Genomic DNA, 21,219 nt, shown 5'->3' on the forward strand with positions numbered 1-21,219 from the left:
AAAGACGTGCCGGAAGGGTTACTTGAGGCCTGAGGTCGACATCCCGGCCACGAAGCCGCGCTGGGCGACGAGGAAGATCAGCAGGATGGGCACGACGTACATCACGGACGCCGCGGCCTGGAGGTTGGCGACGGGTGTGCCGGCCGAGGTGACGTAGGTGGACATGACGGCGACGGCGAGTGTGGAGCGGTCGGTGGACAGCAGCAGTTGCGGGGCGATGTAGTCGCCCCAGGTCCAGGTGAAGGCGATCACGAAGCTCGCGGACAGGACCGGCCAGGACTGCGGCAGAAAGATCCGCCAGAAGATCGTGGCGTAGCCGCAGCCGTCGACGATCGCGGCCTCCTCCAGCTCGCGGGGCAGGCCGGCGAAGAACTGCCGGAAGAGGAACACGAGATACGGGGCGGCGGACAGGCCCCACAGCACCCACGGCCAGTACGTGTCGACCATGCCGAGTTTCGCGAAGATCAGGTAGGTCGGCAGGAGGGTGATGAGCTGGGGCAGCATCATCGAGCCGAGCAGAATGCCGAACAGGGTCTTCTTGCCGGGCGCGGACAGGCGGGCGAAACCGAAGCCGACCCAGGCCGAGCTGAGGGTGACGAGGGTGGCGTAGATGAGGGCGATGACGAGGGAGTTGCGGGCGTAGCCGAGGAAGTCGATGAGGTTGAACGCGTCGGCGAAGTTGTGCCACAGGACGTGGTCGGGCAGCCAGTGCACGGGAGAGGCGGCCAGTTCGGCGGGGGTCTTGAGGCCGGTGAGGATCAGCCAGCCGAAGGGGCCGAGGAACAGGCCGGTGAGCGCGACAAGGACCGTGTAGAGGACGAGGCGGTTGACGCGTATCCGTACCCGGGGGGCGGACCCCCTGGTCTTCGTGGGCAGGCTGGTGGCGGTCACTTCTTCGCCTCCGGGTCGACGTTGTAGAACACCGCACCGGACGTGAGTCTGAAGATGAGCCCGGTCACGACGAGGATCAGGACGAAGAGCACCCACAGCAGCGCGGAGGCGTAGCCGTAGCGGCCGAGCGCGAAGTACTGCCCGAACACGTGCATCATGTAGAGGTAGTTGGACTGCGGCAGGGCGGTGACGCCCGCCGTGGTGCCGTCCGCGGACAGCAGCAGCGGCATGATGGTCTGCACCGAGGCGATCACTCCGGTCACCGTCTGGAACAGCAGCACCGGCGAGAGCAGCGGCACGGTGATGCTGCGGAAGGTCCGCCAGGCGCTCGCTCCGTCGATCCGGGCCGCCTCGTGGAGTTCGCGGGGCACGTCCTGGAGCCCGGCCAGCGAGATGATCATGATGTTTCCGGCGCCCCAGAGCACCGTCATCAGCAGCACATAGCGGGCGTAGGGGTCGGCGAGCCAGCCGACGGCGTCGATGCCGAAGAGGGTCAGGACACCGTTGGCGGCACCGGAGTTCTGGTCGAAGAGTGCCTTGAAGGCGAGGCCCGCGCCGACCGGGGGCACCACGGCCGGCAGATAGAGCAGGGTGCGGAACAGTCCACGCGCCTTGAGCGGCCGGTTGACCAGGACGGCGAGCCCGAGCCCGGCGATGATCGACAGCGGCACCGAGGTCACCGCGAACAGACCGGTGCGGCCCAGGGCGTGCCAGGTCTGCGCGTCGGAGAACAGCTCCCGGTAGTTGCCGAGCCCGACGTACCGCCAGTGGGGCGAGATACCGTCGAACGTGGTGAAGCTCAGCCACAGCGCGTACGCCATGGGAATGACGGTGAGCAGCAGGAATCCGGTGATCCAGGGCGAGGTGAACAGGTAGAACGCCCGGTGCCTGCGCGCGGTCATCGAGTTCCGGGGCCGCTCGGCCGCCCGCGCCCGGCCGGCGCTCGCGGCCGGGCCGGACCGGCCCGCGACCGAGGGGATCTGTTCGACCGTCATCCCACCTGCTCCTTACCGCGCTTCAGCTGCTCGTTCATGACCGAGTTCAGGCGGCCCGCCAGGGTGTCGACGGACATGTCTCCCCGCATCGCGGCCGGGGCGGTCTGGTTGAAGAGGGCGTAGAGCGAGTCCGCCGTGGCGTAGGGCGTGAAGGCGATCACCGAGAAGTGCTTCAGTTCGGCGTTCTGCACCTTCAGCACCCGCTTCTGGTAGTCCTCCTGGGCCGGCATCAGCGTGCGCAGGGACTTCAGGGTGGGAATGCCCCAGCCGCTGGTGGCGCGCGCCTTGGCCGGTGCCTCGCCGAAGAACCACTCGAAGACCCGCCACGCCGCGTCCTTGTTCCGTGCCTTCCTCGGCATCCACAGGCCGGTGCCGGCCTGGCACGGGCTGACCCGTCTGTCGCCCTGGAAGACCGGGGCGGGTGCCAGGCGGGACACCGGCGCCAGCTTCTTGTCGGCGTTGATCAGGCCGCCGAGCCAGTAGCCGGAGTTCGTCATGGCCATCCGGTCGGCCTGGTAAGTGGGCCCGTCCCAGGCGTTGGGGTCCGGCTGGACGAGGCTCGGTCCGACCTTGGCCCGGCAGTAGTCGATGTACCAGCCCAGCGCCTTGCGGGCCTCGGGAGTGGTGAAGTCGACCCGGGAGAAGTCGTCGCTGAAGAGGCTGCCTCCGGCGGCCACCGTCAGACTCGTCAGGAGATTGGGGGTGAGCACGCCGTTGTAGCTGCCGCCGAACACTGTCGTCTGGCCGTTCTTGCGCCGCGTGAGCCGCTTGGCGCTGTCCAGCCACTCCTCGTACGTGACCGGCTCGGTCTCGGGCGGGTGGTCGACGCCGGCCTGGTCGAAGAGCCTGGTGTTGTACCAGTACATGGAGTCCTGGGAGAAGTCCTTGGCCATGCCGTAGCGCGGGCCCTTGCCCTGGGTCCGGCCGTCGTACCGCCACAGGTCGTTCACCGGGTCCAGGTCCTCGAGCGCGAGGACGTCGCTCCGGGCGAAGTACGGGTCGAGTTCCTCCATCACGTCCCGCGCCGCGAAGTACGGCGCGTCCACGGCACCGACACCGCGCACCAGGTCGGGCGGGTTGCCGTTGGTCATCATCCCGATCAGCTTGGTGAGGTCGTACCGCACCGTGACGATCTTGACGCCGATGTCCTTCTGGGCCTGCTTGACCAGTTCCGGGGAGATGTCGTCGGGCTTGACCATCAGCGTGACGGTCTCGCCGGGTCCGCTCACCCCGCTGGACACCTGTAGAGCGCAGCCGTTGAGCGCCGCCGCGCCGGCCACGGCGCCGCCGGCCGACAGGGCGAGGAAACGGCGGCGACTGGGGGGAGTACCGGCGTGCGAACGCATGGAGGCCTCACCTTCCGCATCGGGGGGACAGGTCGGAGGACAGAGGAAAACAGCGGCGAACCGGGCTGGTGCAGTAACAGGTAGCAACCGGTTCCTATAGCCGAGTGGGGCAGAGCTTCGACCGCCCGAGCGAGCTCGTCAAGGGGCTGCGCGAATTTTCGAAAACCCCGCACCACGGCGACGCCACCCGCGGGCCGACTCGTCCGTCACCGTGCGAGCCGTAACGACACATGGACTGAACTGGGGGTTCTTCCCAGCCGGACCGCGGCGCCCGCTGGGGTCGGCGACGCCCCGCGCTCGGACACGGCGCACCGGGGCGACGGACAGGACTCCTCCGCGGCGCACGACAACTGGTGGTGACCAGCCCTTGCTCAGGTCCATCCCACCGATTGACCCCGCCACCGCCCAGACCTACGGTAGAACACGCTTTCAGAAAACGTTTCCGACGCACGCACCTCAGGAGAGTCATGCCCAGCGCCCAGCTGCCCAGGGCCGTGTTCGCCATGGATCCGGTGCACCTCCCCCTGCTTTTCCCGGCGCCCCTCCGGGCCCGGCTCCGGCAGACGGCCGAGATCGACCCCGCCCTCGTCGTACGGGACTTCGCCGACCCCGCCACCGCACCGGCGCTGGCCCGCGCCGAGGTACTGATCACCGGCTGGGGCTGCCCCCGCCTCGACTCGGGCACGCTGGCCGCGGCACCCCGGCTGCGCACGGTGCTGCACGCCGCAGGCTCCGTGCGTTCGCTGGTCGGCGACGCCCTGTGGACGCACGGGGTCACGGTCTCCAGCGCGGTCACCGGCAACGCGCTGCCGGTCGCCGAGTACACGCTCGCGATGATCCTGCTCACCGGGAAGGACGCGTTCACCCACCGCGAGCGCTTCCGCGCCACCCACGGCCAGCCCTCCCCCGCCGAGACCGCGGCCACCGGCAACCTCGGCCGCCGGATCGGCGTCATCGGCGCCTCCCGCGTCGGCCGCCGACTGCTCGAACTGCTGCGGCCGTTCGACTTCGAGGTCCTCCTCTACGACCCCTACGTCGACACCGCCGAAGCCCGCGCGCTCGGCGCCGAACTCCTGACGCTGGAGGACCTGCTGCGCCACAGCGACATCGTCAGCCTGCACGCCCCCGACATCCCCGAGACCCACCGCATGCTCGACCGCGACCGGCTCGCCCTGATCCGGAGCGGCGGCGTACTGATCAACACCTCCCGGGGCGCGCTGGTCGACCCCGACGCCCTCACCGACGAACTGGTCTCGGGCCGGCTGCACGCGGTCCTGGACGTCACCGAACCCGAACCCCTGCCCGCCACGTCCCCCCTCTACCGGCTCCCCAACGTCTTCCTCACCCCGCACATCGCGGGCTCCCTCGGCAACGAGCTGGAGCGGCTCGGCCGCATCGTCGTCGAGGAACTGGAACGCCTGGCCACGGGCCTGCCCCTGGCCCACGAGGTACGGCACGCGGACCTGACCAGGGTCGCCTGATGCCCGCCGCCGAAGCCCCCTCCGCCCCACGGCGCCCGACCGTCCGCCCCGGCCCTCCACAGGCCGTGATGCCGGAAAGGACGATGGGATACGGTTTCCGCACCACCGACGGCGCGACCCATGGCCGCCGCGGTGATCGGGTCACGACGGTGAAGGAGCCCCGAGGGTGAGTCAGCGCAGGGCGACCGGTGACGCCGCGGGCCGGGCGACCATCCGGGACGTGGCGGAACACGCGGGCGTCTCCGTGGCGAGCGTGTCGCGCGTGCTCTCGGGCAACTACCCGGTCTCCGAGGAGCTGCGCCGCCGGGTGATGAAGGTCGTCCGCGACCTGGACTACGTCACCAACGCCCACGCCCGCTCCCTGGCCGGCGGCGGCACCCCGACCGTGGCGATCCTCATCAACAACGTCACCGGCGCCGCCTTCGCCCACGTGGCGAAGGGAGTCGAGGGCGCGGCCACCCTGCGCGGCTGGCTGTCGCTGGTCGGCACCACCGGCGACGACCCGGAGCGTGAACTCGCCCTGGTCAACCTCATGCGCCAGCAGGGCGTCGCCGCGGTGGTCCTGCTCGGCGGTGCCTACGACTACGACGAGTACCAGCTGCGCATGGCCCGCTTCGCCCGCTCCCTCGACGCGGCCGGCTCCCACCTCGTCCTGGTCGGCAGGCCGCCGCTGGAGGGCGACGTACCGGCCACGACGGTGGACTACGACAACGAGTCCGGCGCCTACGCGATGGCCAGCCACCTGCTGTCGGCGGGCCACCGCGAGATCCTGGTACTGCCGGGGCCGGCCGAACTCACCACCGCCCAAGGCCGGTTGCGCGGAGCGCGACGGGCCTTCGAGGCGTACGGGGCGCCGTTCGACCCGGGCATGGTGCGGCACGGGCCGTACGACGACGAGCACGGCCACCGGGCCGTCGAGACGGCGCTGCGCGAGGGCGTGACCTTCACGGCCGTACTGGCCGGGACCGACGTCGTCGCCGCGGGCGCGATGCAGGCGCTGCGCACGGCGGGCCTGCGGGTGCCGGACGACGTGTCGATCGTCGGATACGACGACATCCCGCTGGCCTCCCAGCTCACGCCCCAGCTGACCACCGTGCACGTGCCGTACGAGGAGATGGGCCGCGTCGCGCTGCGCGCGGTGGCCGACCGGCGCGAGGGCTCCGGGGCGGGCCGCCGCAAGGGCGGCGACGGCGAGCATCTGGTGCTGGGCACCCATGTCGTCGTACGCCACTCGGTCGCGCCGCCGAAGCGGCGCGGCTGACACCGCCAGGGCACGGCCGGCACGGCAGTCAGGGCCGGCGCGACCGACGGGCTTCGATCGAGTTTCGTAAACGGTTTCCGCACTATTTCGCGGCTGCCTCAACCGAATTTCGGCACACCCCTTGATACCGCCGGGCTTCACGGCCTACCTTCCCAGCAACCGGTTTCTACAGCTTCCGCTTGGCCGACCCTCGCAACCGCGAGCCGACGTCCCCGTCGATGTCCTCCGGCCGCCGTTCCTGGCCAGTACCGAGCCGCCGTCCTCTCGTTCAAAGACGCCTACTTTCCGAAGGATCACGGTCAGATGAACTCCATCAGTCCCCGGAGAAGGTTCGCCCGCGCCGCCGTAGCGGGTCTCGCGCTGACAGGTCTGCTCTCCGCTTGCGGCGGGTCCGGCTCCGGGGACGACTCGTCCTCCGGGGCGTCCGGCCCGGTCACCCTCCCCTTCTGGGGCTGGGCCAACGGCCAGGAGGCCGTCGTCAAGGCGTTCAACGCCGCCCACAAGGACATCAAGCTCAAGTACACCAAGGTCACCGACCAGTTGACCATGCAGAAACAGCTGACCAACGCGGTGAAGGCGAAGAACGCGCCTTGCCTGGTGCAGAACACCGCCGAGTACGTGACCAGTTGGGTCTCGCAGGGCGCACTCGCCGACATCACCAAGTACGTCGAGGCCGACAAGGACAGGTTCAACTCCGGCTCCTGGTCCGCCGCGCAGGTGCAGGGCAAGCTCTACGGCGTCCCCACCAGCTCCGCGCCCAACTTCACCATCTACCGCACCGACATCTTCCGGAAGTACGGCCTGAAGGCCCCTGCCACCTGGGACGACTTCATCGCCGCGGGCAAGCAGCTGAAGAAGCGCGGCGTCAAGATCACCAACTACGCCGGTGAGGACCCGAGCACCCTGGAGGTGCTCGCCATGCAGGCCGGGGCGCACTGGTACGCGATCGACGGCAACTCCTGGAAGGTGGACTTCCAGGACCAGGGCACCCTCAAGGCGGCGCAGGTGATCCAGGAGATCATCGACAACGACCTCAACTCCAAGCTGTCCTTCGCCGACTACGCGGCCGTGCAGCGCAACTACGACGACGGTGGCACCGCGACCCGGCAGATCTCCACCTGGCAGATGGCCGGCATGGTGCAGAACTTCACCAAGTCCAACGGCACATGGGCCCTTTCGCCCTGGCCGACGTTCAGCGGCGAGGCGGCCAAGACCCCGGCCGGCACCAACCTCACCGGCAGCCTGACCCTGGTCACCGAGCAGTGCGACCACCAGCGGCAGGCCGCCGAGGCCGCCCTGTGGATGTCCACCGATACCGGCGCGGTGAAGACGATGGCCAGCCCCGAGACCGGCAACGGTGTGATGCCCGCGCTGGCCGACAGCAGCGCGTACGTCGACGACGCGATCTCCGCCAAGCTCCTCGGCACGAACTACGAGCCGGCCAAGAAGATCGTGACCGACAGCCTCGGCACGGTCACCACCGACTGGACCTTCGGCCCCGACTGGACCGCGATGTTCACGGAGATGCAGGCCGGCTGGGCCAAGGTCATCAACAAGCAGCAGACGGTCACCGACCTGCTGGCGCACATGCAGCAGTGGACGGTCGACGATCTGAAGTCCCGCGGCATCAGCGTCAAGGGCTGAGGAAGCAGCGATGATCCGCTCCCAGCGCTGGAAGGGCGCCGCCTTCACGGTGCCCTTCCAGCTCGGCTTCGTCTTCCTCTACCTGGTCCCCATCGGCTACGCCGTCCACCAGTCCCTGTTCCGCGAGCAGCAGTCCGGCCTCGGTCTGGGCGGGGCGACGGAGAAGTTCTCGGGCCTGGCCAACTACCGGCAGGGCGTGACCGATCCGGCGTTCCTGAGTTCCGTCCTGCGCGTGGTGCTGTTCGCTTGCGTCCAGATCCCGGTGATGCTGTTCGTCAGCCTGGTGCTGGCGCTGTTCCTGGACGCGATCACGTCCAGGGTGGCGAGCAGGTTCCGGATCCTGCTGCTGGTGCCGTACATGATCCCCGGGGTGGTCGCGGCGATCGTGTGGATCAACCTCTACAGCCCTTCGGTCGGCCCGCTCACCTCGCTGGGCAAGCTGTTCGGCTCCTCCTGGAACTTCTTCGCGCCGTCCATGGTCTGGCCGTCCATCGGCAACCTGCTGACCTGGCACGGCATCGGCTACAACATGGTGATCATCTATGCGGCGCTCCGGGCCGTGCCGCGCGAGCTGTTCGAGGCCGCGCGTCTCGACGGCGCCTCCGAGATCCGGATCGCGCGCAGCATCAAGGTCCCGTACGTGCGCGGGGCGCTCGTCCTGACGGGTCTGCTCTCCATCATCCAGATGCTGCAGATCTTCAACGAGCCCGCGCTGTTCCGGAACGTCACCCCGCAGACGGTGGACGACAGCTTCACCCCCATCATGATCATCTACAACCAGGCGTTCACCGCCGGCAACTACCACTACGCCGCTGCGCTGTCGGTGCTGCTCGCCCTCATCCTCGGCATCGCCTCCTTCCTCTTCTACCGGCTGACTTCGAGGGAGGCCGACTGATGGTGCTCGCCGAAAACCGCGCCAAGCAGCCCCCGACACCGGCCGTGCGCCGACTCACCCGCCCGGACCCGGCGGCCCGCGGCCGGGGCGGCCAGCGCTTCCTGCTCGTCGGCCTGGTCCTGGCGAGCGCCTACAGCCTGTTCCCGGTGTGGTGGCTGATCGTCGCCGCGACGAAGGACCGTACGGGGCTGTACCAGAGCAACGGCCTGTGGTTCTCCGGCATGCACCTGTGGGACAACCTGCATCAGCTGTTCACCTACGAGGACGGCATCTTCCTGCGCTGGACCGCCAACTCGCTGCTGTACGCGGGTGTCGGCTCTCTCGGCGGCACGCTCATCGCCCTCGCCACGGGCTACGGCCTGGCCCGCTTCGACTTCCCGGGCCGCAGCGTGGTGTTCGCGTGCGTGGTGGGCTCGTTCCTGATCCCGATCGCCCTGCTCACGCTCCCCCTGTACCTGCTGTTCTCGGCGATCGGACTGGTCGACACCCCCTGGGCGATGCTGATCCCCTGCCTGATCAACCCGTTCAGCGTCTACCTCGCCAAGGTCTACACCGAGGCCACGGTCCCCTTCGAACTCCTGGAGGCCGCCCGTCTGGACGGCGCCGGGGAACTCCGCATCTTCCTCAGCATCGTGCTGCGGATGATGACGACGGGCGGCGCCACGGTGTTCCTGCTGGCCTTCGTCAACACCTGGAACGCCTTCTTCCTCCCGCTCACCGTGCTGCGCGGCGAGGAGAACTGGACGCTCAACCTGGGCCTGTACAACTGGTCCGGCAAACGCCTGGAGTCGGGCGTCGACCTGACCAGCCTGGTCCTGACGGGCGCGCTGCTCTCCATCGTGCCGATGGCGATCATGATGGTCGCGATGCGTCGCTACTGGCGTACCGGGGTCACCCTGGGGGCCCTCAAGTGACCGTGCGGCAGAAGGCCTTGGCCACCGTACTCCGCAGCCCGGTGATCCGCGGCCTCGCCCCGGACCCGTCGCCGGTCCGGGCCGGCGACCGGTACTCCGGGGCGACCAGTCCTTCGAGTGGTTTGCGACGATCACGATCCACGGCTCGCGGGACCTGGCCCACTGGAAGTACACGGCCAGGTGCGGGGCGCGATCCCCGAGGACTTCACGTCGCGCGGAGACCCACCTAGGATAGCAAGCGCTTTCTGCGCGCCGGTGTCCGGAGAGGTGGTTCCCGATGGTCCGTACGGGGAGTGCGAGCGTGACGGTCGGACCGACGCTGGCCGTCGTGGCCCGCGAGGCGGGGGTGTCGGTGCCGACCGCCTCCAAGGTGGTCAACGGCCGGGAGGACGTGGCGCCCGAGACGCGCCGCCGGGTCACGGAGGCGCTGGACCGGCTCGGTTACGTCCGCAGACCGAGGTTCGACACGGTCAGGACGCCGCGGCTGGTCGACCTCGTCGTGCACTCGCTGGAGAGCTCGTGGTCGGGTGCGGTGCTGCACGGGGTGGAGGAGGCGGCCCACGACGCGGGTCTGGACGTGATCGTCTCGGCTGCCGGCCTCACCCGGCCACGAAGCGGCCGCCCGCAGCGCGGCTGGCTGGACAAGCTCACCGCGCGCGGCTCGGCCGGAGTGCTGTTCAACCTGGCCGAGCTGACGGAGTCCCAGTACGCCTGGCTCGACCAGCACCGCATCCCGTACGTGATGATCGACCCGGTCCTCGAACCGCCGCCGGGCGTGGTGTCGGTGGGCGCGGCGAACTGGCAGGGCGGGGTCACCGCGACCGAGCACCTGCTGTCGCTCGGCCACGAGCGGATCGCCGTGATCGCCGGCCCGCACCACAAACTGTGCAGCAGCGGCCGGGTCGCCGGCTACCGCTCGGCACTGGCGTCGGCCGGACTGCGCCAACGGCCCGAATACGTACGTCACGCCGACTTCGACGAGGCCACGGGCCTCCTCCGCATGCGGGAACTGCTCGATCTGCCCGAACCGCCCACCGCTGTCTTCGTGTGCTCGGACACCATGGCGCTCGGGGCGTACGAGGCGTTGGCCGAGCGGAGGTTGAAGGTCCCGTACGACGTCAGCGTGGTCGGCTTCGACGACCTCCCCGAGGCCCGCTGGGCCGCCCCGCCTCTGACCACCGTCCGCCAGCCACTGGCGGAGATGGCCGCGACGGCACTGCGCCTGCTGGTACGGATGATGGACGGTCACCGCCCGGAGGGAACCCGCACGGAACTGTCGACGCGTCTGGTGGAACGCGCGAGCACGGCTCCGCCGGGGGGCTGAGGGGGGCGACCCCGCCAGAGCCGCCCACGCCTTGCATCATCTTCACTGCGGAGCCGGGATCGGCTTCGTCGTCACCGCGGCTGTCGAGGAACCGAGCGGCGTCGACGACCAGTCCGGCAAGGGCCCGGCGTCAGCGGATCCATGTCAGCCGTCCGCGACCTAGCCGACCGGTTCGGGTTGCGGTTCCAGTTGCCGCGCCGGTGCGGCCTTCGGTTCCCACAGTTTGTTGGTCCGGACGAAGCCGTAAATCACTGAGGTCATCGCCAGGATGAGAAGCGGTCCGAACACCCACGGATGTTCGGCCATCTCCATCGGCAGATAGCGATACGACACCAGGAGCGCGGCGAAGACCGTGGTGCCGTGAGCGACCAGTTGGATTCCTGACCGATCCCAGCCGCGGTCGAGCGAGCGCAGAGCCGCCTCGATCGTGAGCGTGAACACCACGCCGGCGACGATGTCCGCGCCGTAGTGGTAGCCGAAGCCCAGCGTTGCGCCGAGCGTGGCAATCAGCCAGAACGCGCCTGCGACTTGCAGAATCCGTGGGCCCTTGCGGGAATGAATGAAGATCGCCGTAGCCCACGCCGTGTGCAGGCTCGGCATGCAGTTGCGTGGGGTGATCTCGTCGTACGGCATCGGGTGCGGGGCGCTGATCGGCGGCGGTGTGTTCGGCCAGATGTCGGCCAGCGCCCAGTGGCCGCCGCCGGTGTCGAATGCGCCGCCGCCGTAGGCGAAGATCGGTCCGACCACCGGGAAGATCATGTAGATGCCCGGTCCGAGGAGGCCGATCACCAGAAAGGTGCGCACCAGATGATGGCGCGGGAAGCGGCCCTCGACCGCCACGTTTCGCAGCTGGTACAGCGCGACGACGACCGCGGCCACCGCAAGCTGAATGTAGACCCAGTCAAGAACACGGGCGCCGATCGGACCGGTGGCCGTGACGATCCGGCCCACCAGCCACGACGGGTTGCCCAGCGCGTGATCGGCGGTTGCCACGTACTGGTCGAGCACCGCCGGGCGGGTCTTCGACGTGATGAGCAGCCAGGCATCGCCGGTCTTGCGGCCGGTCACCAGCAGCAGGCCCAGCCCGACACCCTTCAGCAGCAGAACACGTTCCCGGCCGGTGCGGCGCGTGACAGCGATGACCCCATAGCCCAAAATCACCCACAACGCGCCGTTGCCGAACATCATCTTGGCGTCGACCGCCCACCGCACCAGAAAGAAGGCGACGTCGATGCCGATCGCGGCAGCCGCCGCGATGAGCCGTTGCCGCCAGGTGAGCACCACCATCATCAACGCCATACTGGCGTACAACAGCGGCCCCGATTTGGGGGCGAATATCACCTCTTGCGCCTGGTTGGTAATCGGCCCCGGCTGGCCGTAGTGACGTGCGGCGACCTCCAGCGCGATGAGGAATCCGAGGGCTACCACACCCACTGCGGCCCACAGTATCGCCCGTGGTTGACGCCACGCGACGAACGCAATTCTGCTTTTTATTCGCGAAAACACCCGCGAGGATATATTTATCAATTATTTGGCTGATTTGTTAGATGTTGGTCAACTGGGTGGCGCTTCGGGCTGGATGGCATGGTTTTCCGGTGAACGACGGGCGATGAAACGATCGTCGCGAGCTCGAACATGCTATCGGAGCGGTGCGGGTGGGGTCGCTGGTCACGGGTGATGCGAAGGACAGTCGGTCGGCTCCCCGTCCAGCAGTTCGCGGGTCAGGGTGTTCGGCGCCCGTGAGTCGAGGCCGAGGAAGGCGGCCCGCCAGGCGAAGTGGGAGGCCCCGATCCGCTCCAGCCGCGCCGAAGCGTCACTCGTCCGCCAGCCGGCCCGCCCAGTCGATTCCGCCGCGCAGCTGGGCGCGGAAGTCCGGGTCCAGGTAGGCGGCGGAGGCGTGGCCGAGGGCCGTGTAGAAGACGCGGCCGGCGCCCTGCTCCCGGCACCAGACCAGCGGGTGGTCGTCGCCCATACCGCCGCCGGAGTACGACGACTCGTCGGCGCGGGCCAGGACGCGCACCGCGCCGCGCGGGTTGGTGCGGAAGTCGTACCACTCGTCGGTGAACTCCCAGACCGCGGGCAGATGCCGGGTGGCGGGATGGCCGCGGTCCTCGACGACGGCCTTGCCGGGCTGGTACTCGGGGTGCCGGGCGAAACGGGCGCCGAGCAGTTCGCCGTAGTAGGGCCAGTCGTACTCGGTGCAGGCCGCGGCGTGCACGCCCACGAACCCCCCACCCGCCTCGACGTACCCGGCGAGCCGTTCCCGGCCGGCCGGGGTCAGCACCTCGCCGCTGGTGGACAGGAAGACAACGGCCACGTACGCGTCCAGGGGCCGTTCCAGAGCGGTGGGGTCCTCGGTGTGGTCGACCTCGTATCCGCCGAGGGTGCGTACGGCGGCGACGGCGTCGGGGATGGAGTCGTGGCGGTAGTCGGTGGTGCGGGTGTACACGAGCAGGCGGGCGGTCATGGCGCAGGACCCTATGTCACCTCGTCTTACCGGGCCCAGGGACCTCGATGGACGAAAACTTTCGAGGGCGCTCGGGGCGGGGCGGGTGCGCCGGGGCCTCCGCCTTTCCGCAGCGATCCTGTGCGCCGGGCAGCCGGGGCCGACAACCGCGCACTCCGTCGGCGGACAGGAGGCGTGGCGCGGGCGCCTTCCCCCGGTCGCGGGCAGTAGCGTCGCGCGCAGAGCCGTCCGCACCTGGTGGCGCCGGTGCCGCCGGGGTACCGCCGTGGAGGAGGACGATGACCGAACTGTCGGAGCACACCGAGGAACTCCAGCGGCCCTCCGCCTCCCGCGACTCCCTCGGCCGTAGGCTGCTGCGCTGGGCGTCCACGACGGACCACAAGGAGATCGGACGCCTGTACATGGTCACGGCGTTCTGTTTCTTTCTCTTCGCCGGTCTGCTGGCACTCGGCATGCGGGCCGAACTCGCGCGTCCCGGACTGCAGTTCCTCAGCGAGCACGGCTACAACCAGTTCGTCACGATCCACGGCACGATCATGATGCTGCTGTTCGCGACCCCGATGTTCGCCGGGTTCGCGAACGCCGTGATGCCGCTCCAGATCGGCGCGCCGGACGTGGCCTTCCCCCGGCTCAACGCGCTGTCCTACTGGATGTACCTCTTCGGCGGCCTGATGGTCGTCTCGGGGTTCCTGGTGCCGGGCGGCGCGGCGGCGTTCGGCTGGTTCGCGTACGCGCCGCTGAACAGTGCCTACCACTCGCCCGGCGCGGGCGGTGACCTGTGGGTGATGGGGCTCGTCGTCACCGGTGTGTCGACCACGCTGGGCGCGGTCAACTTCATCTCCACGATCCTGTGTCTGCGCGCCCCGGGAATGACGATGTTCCGAATGCCGGTCTTCACCTGGAACGTGCTGTTCACGTCGATCCTCGTACTGCCCGCGTTCCCGGTGCTGGCGGCGACGCTGCTGGCGCTGGAGTCGGACCGGAAGTTCGGCTCGCACGTCTTCGACGCTACGAACGGCGGCGCGATCCTCTGGCAGCACCTGTTCTGGTTCTTCGGCCACCCCGAGGTGTACATCGTGGCGCTGCCGTTCTTCGGGATCGTCACGGAGATCATCCCGGTGTTCTCGCGCAAGCCGCTCTTCGGATATCTGCCGATGATCGGCGCGACGATCACGATCACCATGCTGTCCGCGGTGGTGTGGGCGCACCACATGTTCGCGACGGGCGCGGTGCTGCTGCCGTTCTTCTCGCTGATGTCGTTCCTGATCGCCGTGCCCACCGGCATCAAATTCTTCGCATGGATCGGCACGATGCACAACGGGTCCCTGTCCTTCGAGACCCCGATGCTGTGGGCGATGGGGTTCCTGATGTCGTTCCTGCTGGGCGGGCTGAGCGGGGTGCTCATCGCGTCGCCGCCGCTGGACTTCCATCTCACCGACTCGTACTTCATCGTGGCGCACCTGCACTACGTGCTGTTCGGCACCGTGGTCTTCGCGATGTTCGCCGGGTTCTACTTCTGGTGGCCCAAGTTCACCGGGCGGATGCTGGACGAGCGACTGGGCAAGCTGCACTTCTGGCTGCTGTTCCCGGCGTTCCAGCTGACCTTCCTGGTGCAGCACTGGCTCGGCGAGGAGGGCATGCCCCGCCGGTACGCCGACTACCTGCCCTCGGACGGGTTCACGCTGCTCAACACCCTCTCGTCGGTGGGCGCGTTCCTGCTCGGCGTCTCCACCCTCCCCTTCCTCTACAACGTGTGGCACACGACCCGGCACGGCCGACGCGTCACCGAGGACGACCCCTGGGGCTACGGGCGGGGACTGGAGTGGGCGACGTCCTGTCCGCCGCCCCGGCACAACTTCGTGGCGCTGCCCCGGGTGCGCTCGGAGTCCCCGGCCTTCGATCTGCGCCATCCGGCCATCGTGCAGCGCAGACGGGAGCAGTTGCCCCATGCGGACTGAGGCGTTGCTGTTCGGCGGTGTCGCCGTCTTCTTCGGGGGCACCGCGGTGCTCTACGGCATCTGGTCGCACGCTGATCCGGCCGGTACGGCGGCGCTGATCGTCGCGTTCCTCATGGGCGCGGTGATCTCGTTCTTCTGCGCGATGAACTACCGGCGCAGGGGACGCCGCCCCCAGGACCGCCCCGACGCCGAGGTGGCCGACGGCGCCGGGCCGCTGGAGTTCTTCCCGCCGGAGAGCCGCTGGCCGATCATCACCGCCGCCGGGTTCGCGGTCGCCTCGACGGGGGTGGTGTACGGGCTGTGGCTGTTCATCATCGGCGTCGGCGTACTGGGAGCCGGGGTGTTCGGAATGGTGTTCCAGTACGCCGGCCGGGACTCCGGCCGGGAGGGGTGATCGGGGTCATGGGGGCGCCGGGCCGGAACTTCTCCACCGGCACCTGGTCGCTCTCGTAGCCCCCGGCGACGGACTGACGCACCTCACCGGTCTCCTCGCCCTCGGTCAGTCGTTCGTGCTCCGACTCCAGCAGGGCGTGGCACAGGCGCCGGGTGACCATGAAGGCCAGGACCGGACCCACGACGAGGGCGATGCGCAGGATCCAGGTGATGACGTTCACGGAGATGCGGAACGTCTGGGCGATGACGTCGTTGCCGCCGCCCAGCAGCAGGACGCCGTAGAAGACGATGCCGGCGACGCCGAGCCCGGTTCGCACGGGGCGTTCGCGCGGGCGGTCGCACAGATGGTGTTCCTGCTCCCACTCCCCCGTGAGCCGCTGTTCGACGAACGGATACACGTACAGGACGGTGAAGAAGAGACCGGGAAGGACGACGGCCGGCAGCAGGACGTTCCACATGAGGGTGTGGCCGGCGAGGTTCGTCTCCCAGGGCGGCACGAGCCGCAGCGCGCCCTCCAGGAAGCCGACGTAGAAGTCGGGCTGGGAGCCGGTCGACACGACGTCCGGGCGGTAGGGGCCGTAGACCCAGACCGGGTTGATCTGCGCGAGCCCGGCGAGCAGGGTCAGCACGCCGAAGACCATGAGGGACAAGCCGGCCGAGGACGCCGTGAACTGGGGGACCATCGGCTTGCCGACGGCGTTCTTCTCGGTCTTGCCCGGGCCGCGCCAGTGGGTGTGCTTCAGGTGGAAGACCAGGATCAGGTGGACGGTGACCAGGGCGATCAGCGCGCCGGGCAGCAGCAGGATGTGCAGGCTGTACAGCCTGGGCACGATGTCCTGCCCGGGGAACTCGGCCCCGAACGCGAACATGCTCACGTAGGTGCCCACGACGGGGATGGACAGCATGATGCCCTGCGCGATGCGCAGTCCCGTGCCGGAGAGCAGGTCGTCGGGGAGCGAGTAGCCCGCGAACCCCTCGGCCAGGGCGAGCGCCAGGAGGGTGACGCCGATGACCCAGTTCATCTCCCGGGGCCTGCGGAAGGCGCCGGTGAAGAAGATCCGCAGCAGATGCACGCCGATCGCGGCGACGAAGACGAGGGCCGCCCAGTGGTGCAGCTGCCGGATGAGCAGTCCGCCGCGCACGTCGAAGCTGATGTGCAGGGTGGAGTCGAAGGCCACGGACATAGGGACGCCGCGCAGGGGCAGGTACGAGCCGTCGTAGACGACCTCGCGCATCTCGGGTTTGAAGAAGAAGGTCAGCCAGACGCCCGTCAGCACCAGGACGATCAGGCTGTAGAGCGCCAGCTCGCCGAGGAAGAACGACCAGTGGTGGGGGAACGCCTTGCGCAGCAGCCCCCCGCCGTCGTACACCGGCAGCCGGGCGTCGGCGGCGTCGGCCAGGCGCTCGCCGCGGTGGCGGGCCCGCCCTGCGCGCAGCTCGCGGTCCACGGAACGCCCCCTTCTGCCCTGTGTCGCGTCGTCGGTCGTCACTGGGCATGCCTAGCCGCGCGGTCGCCCGGCGAGTACGGCGGGTGCGTGAAACACTCGCGCGGCTGGGCGGCGACACCCTTTCGGCCGACCGGGCAGGGGGTTGCGGTGAGCCGGTGGTCAGCCGCCGGCGCCCGGGTCGTTGTTCGGCGCCCCGTCGCCGACCGTGGGCAGGTCGCCGCGTTCCACGGGCTCGGTCGCCCGGGGGGCTGCGGGCGGCAGCAGGGCGTCGAGTTCGTCGGCGGAGGGCCGGTGGACCTTGTGGGCCGCCGCACGCAGCACGTCGCGCGGGACGCCGTCGCCACCGACCCGGACGACGTATCCCTTCTTCGGGACGGCGTACTCGCTCTGCTCACCGGCGCTGCGGTACCACGCGTCGCCGTCGCGCGTGCAGCTGGTCCGGTCGGCGGTGGCATCGCGGACGGGCTGCGTCGGGCAGCTCCGGGCGGTCAGCGTGCCCCGGTCGACGTAGAGCTGGAGCTGGGCGCCGGTCTTCCGCGAGACGTAGACGGCGGAGACGCCGTCGTCTCCGTACACGCCGACGGACTGCTGGGCCAAGGTGAAGCCGGGGGCCTCGGTGACGTAGACGAGTTCCGGGGCGATACCCAACGCCTGGGCGCGGGAGGCGAGTTCCGCCGGGTCCGCGGCGCCCGCGCCGCCCGCCTTCTCGGTGCCGCAGGCGGTGAGCAGCGCGGGCATGAGGAGCAGCAGCGGAAGAATGCGTACGGTACGGATCACGGGCCCATCCTGCCGCACAGGTGTTCCACAGGTGGGGGTGTCGGGAGGAGTGGGGCGCGTAGTCTCCGGCGGGATGAACGCCAACGCCCGTGTACCGCTGCTGGACCACCTCGTTCTCGCGACCCCCGATCTGGCGGCGACCGTCGCCGACTTCACCCGGCGTACCGGCGTGGCGCCCGCCCCCGGCGGTGTCCATGTCGGGCGCGGCACCCGCAACCACCTCGTCGGTCTCGGCGGCACGAGCTATCTGGAGATCCTCGGCCCGGATCCGGAGCAGCCCGAGCCCACGGGTCCGCGCCCCTTCGGCGTCGACGCTCTGGCCGCCCCGCGGACGATCACCTGGGCGATCAGCCCGTCCGACCTGGACGCGGCGGTCGCGGCCGCACGCGCCCAGGGCTACGACCCGGGCGACGTACGGGCGATGAGCCGCCGCCGCCCCGACGGCACCCTGCTGGAGTGGCGCCTGACCGACGGGGCCTCGGCCCACCCCTGCGGGCTGGTGCCGTTCCTCATCGACTGGGGCGCCTCGGCCCACCCCACGGCATCCGGCCTGCCCGTCACTCCTCTGCTGGCGCTGTCCGCGACCGCCCCCGACCCGGACGAGATCCGGTCGTTGCTGGCCGCGCTGGGCACGGACCTCCCGCTCACCCAGGGGCCGGTGGGGCTGTCGTTCACGCTGGAGACGCCCAGGGGGCCGGTGACCTTCGGCTGACCGGCGTGTCCGATTCGTTCAAGACCGGCGGCCGGGTCCCTGTCTACGGTGGCCGTATGAGTCCACGATTCGATGCCATCGGGCTGGTCGTCTCCGACATGGCCGCCTCCGTCGCCTTCTACCGCCGGCTCGGGTTCGCGTTCCCCGAAGGGTCCGAGCAGGAGCCGCACGCCGAGGCCGAACTGCCGGGCGGGCTACGTCTGCTGCTGGACACGGAGGACACCGTCCGGTCCTTCCACCCGGAGTGGCGGGCACCGTCCGGTGGGAGCCGGGCCGCGCTCGCGCTGCGGTGCGAGGGGCCGGAGGAGGTCGACGCCGTGTTCGAAGAGCTGGTGGGCGCCGGTTGTCGCGGCGAGCTGAAGCCGTGGGACGCCTTCTGGGGGCAGCGGTACGCCGTCGTGCTCGACCCCGACGGGAACGGGGTCGATCTGTTCGCGCCGCCGGCCGAGTAGCTCGCCCAGCGTCATGCCCGTCAACTCCCTCACGTTCCGGGCGAGGTGAGCCTGGTCGGCGTATCCGGCCCGGGCCGCCGTCTCGGCGTGGGGGACGCCGGCGCGGGCCAGGGCGAGGGCCCGTTGCAGGCGCAGGATGCGGGCCAGCGTCTTGGGGCCGTAGCCGAAGGCGGCCAGTGAGCGGCGGTGCAACTGGCGTGCGCCCAGGCCGAGTTCGTCTGCGGTCGCGGCGACCGGGTGGCCCGCGTCCAGGGCGGCGACCAGCCGCGTCAGGAGGGGGTCGGGCGGGGCCGTGTCCGCCGCCAGGTCCATCGCGATGTCCTCCAGCGCGGTCACCGGGTCGGCGGCCGCGTCGACGCGGCCGCGCAGGCGCCGTACCTGCGCGGCCGGCCACAGGTCGGCCGGCTCCACGCGCCGGTCGCGCAGTTCGTGCGCCGGCACGCCGAGCAGGGCGGGCGCGGTGCCGGGGCGGAAGCGGACGCCCGCCCAGTGCGCGGGCGGGCCGTCGGGGACGTGCGCCCGCGTGTCCGGACCGGCGATCAGCAGCCGCCCCTCGGTCCACAGCAGGTCCATGCAGCCGTCGGGCAGCACCGGGCGCGCGCCGAACGCCGACGGGGTGCTCGTCCACACCACCGCGCCGGCCAGGCGGGAGGGCCGCTCCGCGTACACGTCGGCCAGACTACGCCGCGCGCGTCCGGTGTTCCTTCGGCCTGAGGACGTACACCGCTCGAAGCCACCGGACGGGGCGAACGCGCTGCCCTGGCCGACCGCGCCGGCGACGGCTTCGAGGGTGTCGTCGCCCGGCGAGGAGCGGGCGCGGCCGACGGAGGGCGCGCCGCCCCCGCAGCCGCGGCCCCCGTGCGACGGACTTCGCGCGGGAGGCCGGAGCCGCGGGGGCGGCCTTGAGGACGTGAGCGGCACCGGCCCCGCCGGTCACTTCTCCGGGGGCGGTTCCTCCGTGTTCCCGTTCCCCTTCGGGGAACTCTTCGCATGCGTCCGGAGCCGTCCCGTCACGTCCTCCGGTGGCAGGAACCGGGACCAGCGCTCGGGGAACTCGGACGGCATGTCGGGGTCGTCGGGATCGTCGTCGTCATCGTCGTGCGCACGCGCCGCCGTCATCCGGGCGACGTACTCCGCGGCCACCTCCCCCCGCAGCCGCTCGTTCGCCGCGCGGGCGGCGGCGGTCGCGGCGGCCGGCCAGACACGGTCGATCGCGGCGTTGACCGCGGCCCCGACGAGCACGGCGAAGGCGGACACACCGATCCACAGCAGTACGGCGACGGCGGCGGCGAGGGAGCCGTAGATCGTCGCGCCCTCGATGGTGTTCTGGAGGTAGATGCGGAGCAGGAAGCTGCCGAGGACCCACATGGCGAGCGCCACGAGGGCGCCGGGCACGTCCTCGATCCACGGTGAGCGCACCGGCACGGACACGTGGTAGAGCGTCGTCAGGAAGGCGATGGACAGCACGATCACCACGGGCCAGTACAGGACCTGCACCACCGTCGTCGACCAGGGCAGGATCCGCACCACCGCGTCCGGGCCCGCGACCATCAGGGGCAGCGCGACCGAGCCGATCAGCAGCGCCCCGATGAACAGCAGGAAGGCCACCAAGCGGGTCTTGACGATCCCGCGGACGCCGTCGAGGCCGTACATGACGGTGATGGTGTCGATGAAGACGTTCACCGCGCGGGAGCCGGACCAGAGCGCGAACAGGAAGCCTATGGAGATGACGTCGGGACGGCCGCCCCTCATCACGTCGTCCAGGATCGGCTGCGCGATCTCCTTGACGCCCTTGTCGGACAGGACGGTGCGCGAGGCCTCCAGGATGTTGCTCTCGAGGCTGCTGATGCTGTCGGTGCCGGTCCAGTCGTCGACGTAGCCGAGCAGTCCGATCAGGCTCAGCAGCAGCGGCGGCACGGACAGCAGCGAGAAGAACGCCGCCTCGGCCGCGAGGCCCAGGATGCGGTACTCGATGCACGAGTTGACGGTGTCCTTCAGGAGCAGCCAGGCGGTCCTGCGCTTGGAGACGTTCCGGTAGAGGGCACGCGCCCGGTGGAGACGCCCGGACGGGCTCTCGGGTTGCTGGGGAGACTGACTTGCTGGCTGCACGTCCTAAAGGTATCCGTCGCGCGACCATGAACTCACCCCTGGTGTGACAGCCGGTGCGGTCGCGCCCGTGGCGCCGCCCGGTGGCTGTCCCAGCACGACCGCCCCGGCCTCACCGCGGTCGCCATCGCTCCGGACCTCGGCGAACGCTGTCT

Annotated in this window: 18 protein-coding genes and 1 pseudogene; 10 read left to right on the plus strand and 9 right to left on the minus strand. The window is 70.0% G+C overall.

The genetic code is table 11. The annotated features are described in order from the left end of the window. Nucleotides 1-18: 18 nt before the first annotated feature. From ACFY16_RS14000 to ACFY16_RS14010, 3 genes are read right to left on the minus strand one after another with little or no spacing between them, the layout of a single operon-like run. The gene (locus ACFY16_RS14000; protein ID WP_390647347.1) at nucleotides 19-891 is read right to left on the minus strand and encodes a carbohydrate ABC transporter permease; all 873 of its coding nucleotides are present in this window, start codon (nucleotides 889-891) and stop codon (nucleotides 19-21) included. Further along, on the minus strand, nucleotides 888-1,886 hold the full coding sequence (locus ACFY16_RS14005; protein WP_390647348.1) for a carbohydrate ABC transporter permease: 999 nt from the start codon (nucleotides 1,884-1,886) through the stop codon (nucleotides 888-890). Before ACFY16_RS14005 ends, ACFY16_RS14000 begins: the two co-directional genes overlap by 4 nt. Then, complete coding sequence (locus ACFY16_RS14010; protein ID WP_390647349.1) at nucleotides 1,883-3,232, minus strand: extracellular solute-binding protein; 1,350 nt, start codon at nucleotides 3,230-3,232, stop codon at nucleotides 1,883-1,885. The genes ACFY16_RS14005 and ACFY16_RS14010 overlap by 4 nt, the downstream gene beginning before the upstream one ends. A 467-nt stretch (nucleotides 3,233-3,699) precedes the next feature. Between ACFY16_RS14010 and ACFY16_RS14015 the strand changes: the two genes are divergently transcribed. The 6 genes from ACFY16_RS14015 to ACFY16_RS14040 all read left to right on the plus strand — a co-directional run bounded on the left by ACFY16_RS14015 (nucleotide 3,700) and on the right by ACFY16_RS14040 (nucleotide 10,751). After that, nucleotides 3,700-4,713 (plus strand): hydroxyacid dehydrogenase, encoded by a 1,014-nt coding sequence (locus tag ACFY16_RS14015; RefSeq protein ID WP_390647350.1) that lies wholly within the window; start codon nucleotides 3,700-3,702, stop codon nucleotides 4,711-4,713. Between the two features lie 166 nt (nucleotides 4,714-4,879). Further along, complete coding sequence (locus ACFY16_RS14020; RefSeq protein ID WP_390647351.1) at nucleotides 4,880-5,974, plus strand: LacI family DNA-binding transcriptional regulator; 1,095 nt, start codon at nucleotides 4,880-4,882, stop codon at nucleotides 5,972-5,974. A 303-nt stretch (nucleotides 5,975-6,277) separates the two neighbouring features. Then, the gene (locus tag ACFY16_RS14025; RefSeq protein ID WP_390647352.1) at nucleotides 6,278-7,618 is read left to right on the plus strand and encodes an ABC transporter substrate-binding protein; all 1,341 of its coding nucleotides are present in this window, start codon (nucleotides 6,278-6,280) and stop codon (nucleotides 7,616-7,618) included. A 10-nt stretch (nucleotides 7,619-7,628) separates the two neighbouring features. Next, nucleotides 7,629-8,513 (plus strand): carbohydrate ABC transporter permease, encoded by an 885-nt coding sequence (locus ACFY16_RS14030; RefSeq protein WP_390647353.1) that lies wholly within the window; start codon nucleotides 7,629-7,631, stop codon nucleotides 8,511-8,513. Next, a complete protein-coding gene (locus ACFY16_RS14035) occupies nucleotides 8,513-9,427 on the plus strand; it encodes a carbohydrate ABC transporter permease (protein WP_390647354.1) in 915 nt (304 codons plus the stop codon). Before ACFY16_RS14030 ends, ACFY16_RS14035 begins: the two co-directional genes overlap by 1 nt. 277 nt (nucleotides 9,428-9,704) lie before the next feature. Next, nucleotides 9,705-10,751, plus strand: a complete 1,047-nt coding sequence (locus tag ACFY16_RS14040) for a LacI family DNA-binding transcriptional regulator (protein WP_390647355.1) — start codon at nucleotides 9,705-9,707, stop codon at nucleotides 10,749-10,751. A gap of 159 nt (nucleotides 10,752-10,910) precedes the next feature. Here ACFY16_RS14040 and ACFY16_RS14045 read toward each other — a convergent pair whose 3' ends face one another. Both ACFY16_RS14045 and ACFY16_RS14050 read right to left on the minus strand, forming a co-directional pair. After that, nucleotides 10,911-12,233: a phosphatase PAP2 family protein gene (locus ACFY16_RS14045; protein WP_390647727.1), complete on the minus strand. Its 1,323-nt coding sequence runs from the start codon at nucleotides 12,231-12,233 to the stop codon at nucleotides 10,911-10,913. A 331-nt stretch (nucleotides 12,234-12,564) separates the two neighbouring features. Continuing rightward, complete coding sequence (locus ACFY16_RS14050; protein ID WP_390647356.1) at nucleotides 12,565-13,218, minus strand: ThuA domain-containing protein; 654 nt, start codon at nucleotides 13,216-13,218, stop codon at nucleotides 12,565-12,567. A 278-nt stretch (nucleotides 13,219-13,496) separates the two neighbouring features. Between ACFY16_RS14050 and ctaD the strand changes: the two genes are divergently transcribed. Next, nucleotides 13,497-15,176: a cytochrome c oxidase subunit I gene (gene ctaD / locus ACFY16_RS14055; RefSeq protein ID WP_390647357.1), complete on the plus strand. Its 1,680-nt coding sequence runs from the start codon at nucleotides 13,497-13,499 to the stop codon at nucleotides 15,174-15,176. After that, on the plus strand, nucleotides 15,166-15,570 hold the full coding sequence (locus ACFY16_RS14060) for a cytochrome c oxidase subunit 4 (protein WP_390647358.1): 405 nt from the start codon (nucleotides 15,166-15,168) through the stop codon (nucleotides 15,568-15,570). Before ctaD ends, ACFY16_RS14060 begins: the two co-directional genes overlap by 11 nt. On the opposite strand, the gene ACFY16_RS14065 is transcribed toward ACFY16_RS14060, so the two are convergent. Together ACFY16_RS14065 and ACFY16_RS14070 are read right to left on the minus strand one after the other, a co-directional pair. Continuing rightward, entirely contained in the window at nucleotides 15,488-17,017 is a 1,530-nt protein-coding gene (locus tag ACFY16_RS14065) for a cytochrome bc complex cytochrome b subunit (RefSeq protein WP_390647359.1), read from the minus strand. The genes ACFY16_RS14060 and ACFY16_RS14065 overlap by 83 nt on opposite strands. Nucleotides 17,018-17,176: 159 nt before the next feature. Further along, nucleotides 17,177-17,794, minus strand: a complete 618-nt coding sequence (locus ACFY16_RS14070) for a hypothetical protein (RefSeq protein WP_390647360.1) — start codon at nucleotides 17,792-17,794, stop codon at nucleotides 17,177-17,179. Nucleotides 17,795-17,867: 73 nt separating this feature from the next. On the opposite strand from ACFY16_RS14070, the gene ACFY16_RS14075 reads away from it, so the two are divergent. Both ACFY16_RS14075 and ACFY16_RS14080 read left to right on the plus strand, forming a co-directional pair. Next, nucleotides 17,868-18,506: a VOC family protein gene (locus ACFY16_RS14075; protein WP_390647361.1), complete on the plus strand. Its 639-nt coding sequence runs from the start codon at nucleotides 17,868-17,870 to the stop codon at nucleotides 18,504-18,506. Between the two features lie 56 nt (nucleotides 18,507-18,562). Next, nucleotides 18,563-18,958, plus strand: coding sequence for a VOC family protein (locus ACFY16_RS14080; RefSeq protein ID WP_390647362.1), 396 nt, complete (start codon nucleotides 18,563-18,565; stop codon nucleotides 18,956-18,958). Here the strand turns inward: ACFY16_RS14080 and ACFY16_RS14085 are convergent. Next, nucleotides 18,947-19,627 (minus strand): annotated as a pseudogene (locus ACFY16_RS14085) (helix-turn-helix domain-containing protein); the annotation flags it as partial. The gene ACFY16_RS14080 and the pseudogene ACFY16_RS14085 sit on opposite strands and share 12 nt — an antisense overlap. A 264-nt stretch (nucleotides 19,628-19,891) precedes the next feature. Beyond that, nucleotides 19,892-21,067, minus strand: coding sequence for a YihY/virulence factor BrkB family protein (locus ACFY16_RS14090; RefSeq protein WP_390647363.1), 1,176 nt, complete (start codon nucleotides 21,065-21,067; stop codon nucleotides 19,892-19,894). Between the last annotated feature and the right edge of the window lie 152 nt (nucleotides 21,068-21,219).

The sequence above is a fragment of the Streptomyces sp. NPDC001315 genome (genome assembly GCF_042896175.1).
Classification (GTDB): domain Bacteria; phylum Actinomycetota; class Actinomycetes; order Streptomycetales; family Streptomycetaceae; genus Streptomyces.

Coding starts and splice junctions, on each gene's coding strand:
- ACFY16_RS14060 (WP_390647358.1), top strand. CDS start 15,166: ATGCGGACTGAGGCGTTGCTGTTCGGCGGTGTCGCCGTCTTCTTCGGG.
- ACFY16_RS14025 (WP_390647352.1), top strand. CDS start 6,278: ATGAACTCCATCAGTCCCCGGAGAAGGTTCGCCCGCGCCGCCGTAGCG.
- ACFY16_RS14075 (WP_390647361.1), top strand. CDS start 17,868: ATGAACGCCAACGCCCGTGTACCGCTGCTGGACCACCTCGTTCTCGCG.
- ACFY16_RS14050 (WP_390647356.1), bottom strand. CDS start 13,218: ATGACCGCCCGCCTGCTCGTGTACACCCGCACCACCGACTACCGCCAC.
- ACFY16_RS14035 (WP_390647354.1), top strand. CDS start 8,513: ATGGTGCTCGCCGAAAACCGCGCCAAGCAGCCCCCGACACCGGCCGTG.
- ACFY16_RS14005 (WP_390647348.1), bottom strand. CDS start 1,886: ATGACGGTCGAACAGATCCCCTCGGTCGCGGGCCGGTCCGGCCCGGCC.
- ACFY16_RS14015 (WP_390647350.1), top strand. CDS start 3,700: ATGCCCAGCGCCCAGCTGCCCAGGGCCGTGTTCGCCATGGATCCGGTG.
- ACFY16_RS14080 (WP_390647362.1), top strand. CDS start 18,563: ATGAGTCCACGATTCGATGCCATCGGGCTGGTCGTCTCCGACATGGCC.
- ACFY16_RS14010 (WP_390647349.1), bottom strand. CDS start 3,232: ATGCGTTCGCACGCCGGTACTCCCCCCAGTCGCCGCCGTTTCCTCGCC.
- ACFY16_RS14040 (WP_390647355.1), top strand. CDS start 9,705: ATGGTCCGTACGGGGAGTGCGAGCGTGACGGTCGGACCGACGCTGGCC.
- ACFY16_RS14030 (WP_390647353.1), top strand. CDS start 7,629: ATGATCCGCTCCCAGCGCTGGAAGGGCGCCGCCTTCACGGTGCCCTTC.
- ctaD (WP_390647357.1), top strand. CDS start 13,497: ATGACCGAACTGTCGGAGCACACCGAGGAACTCCAGCGGCCCTCCGCC.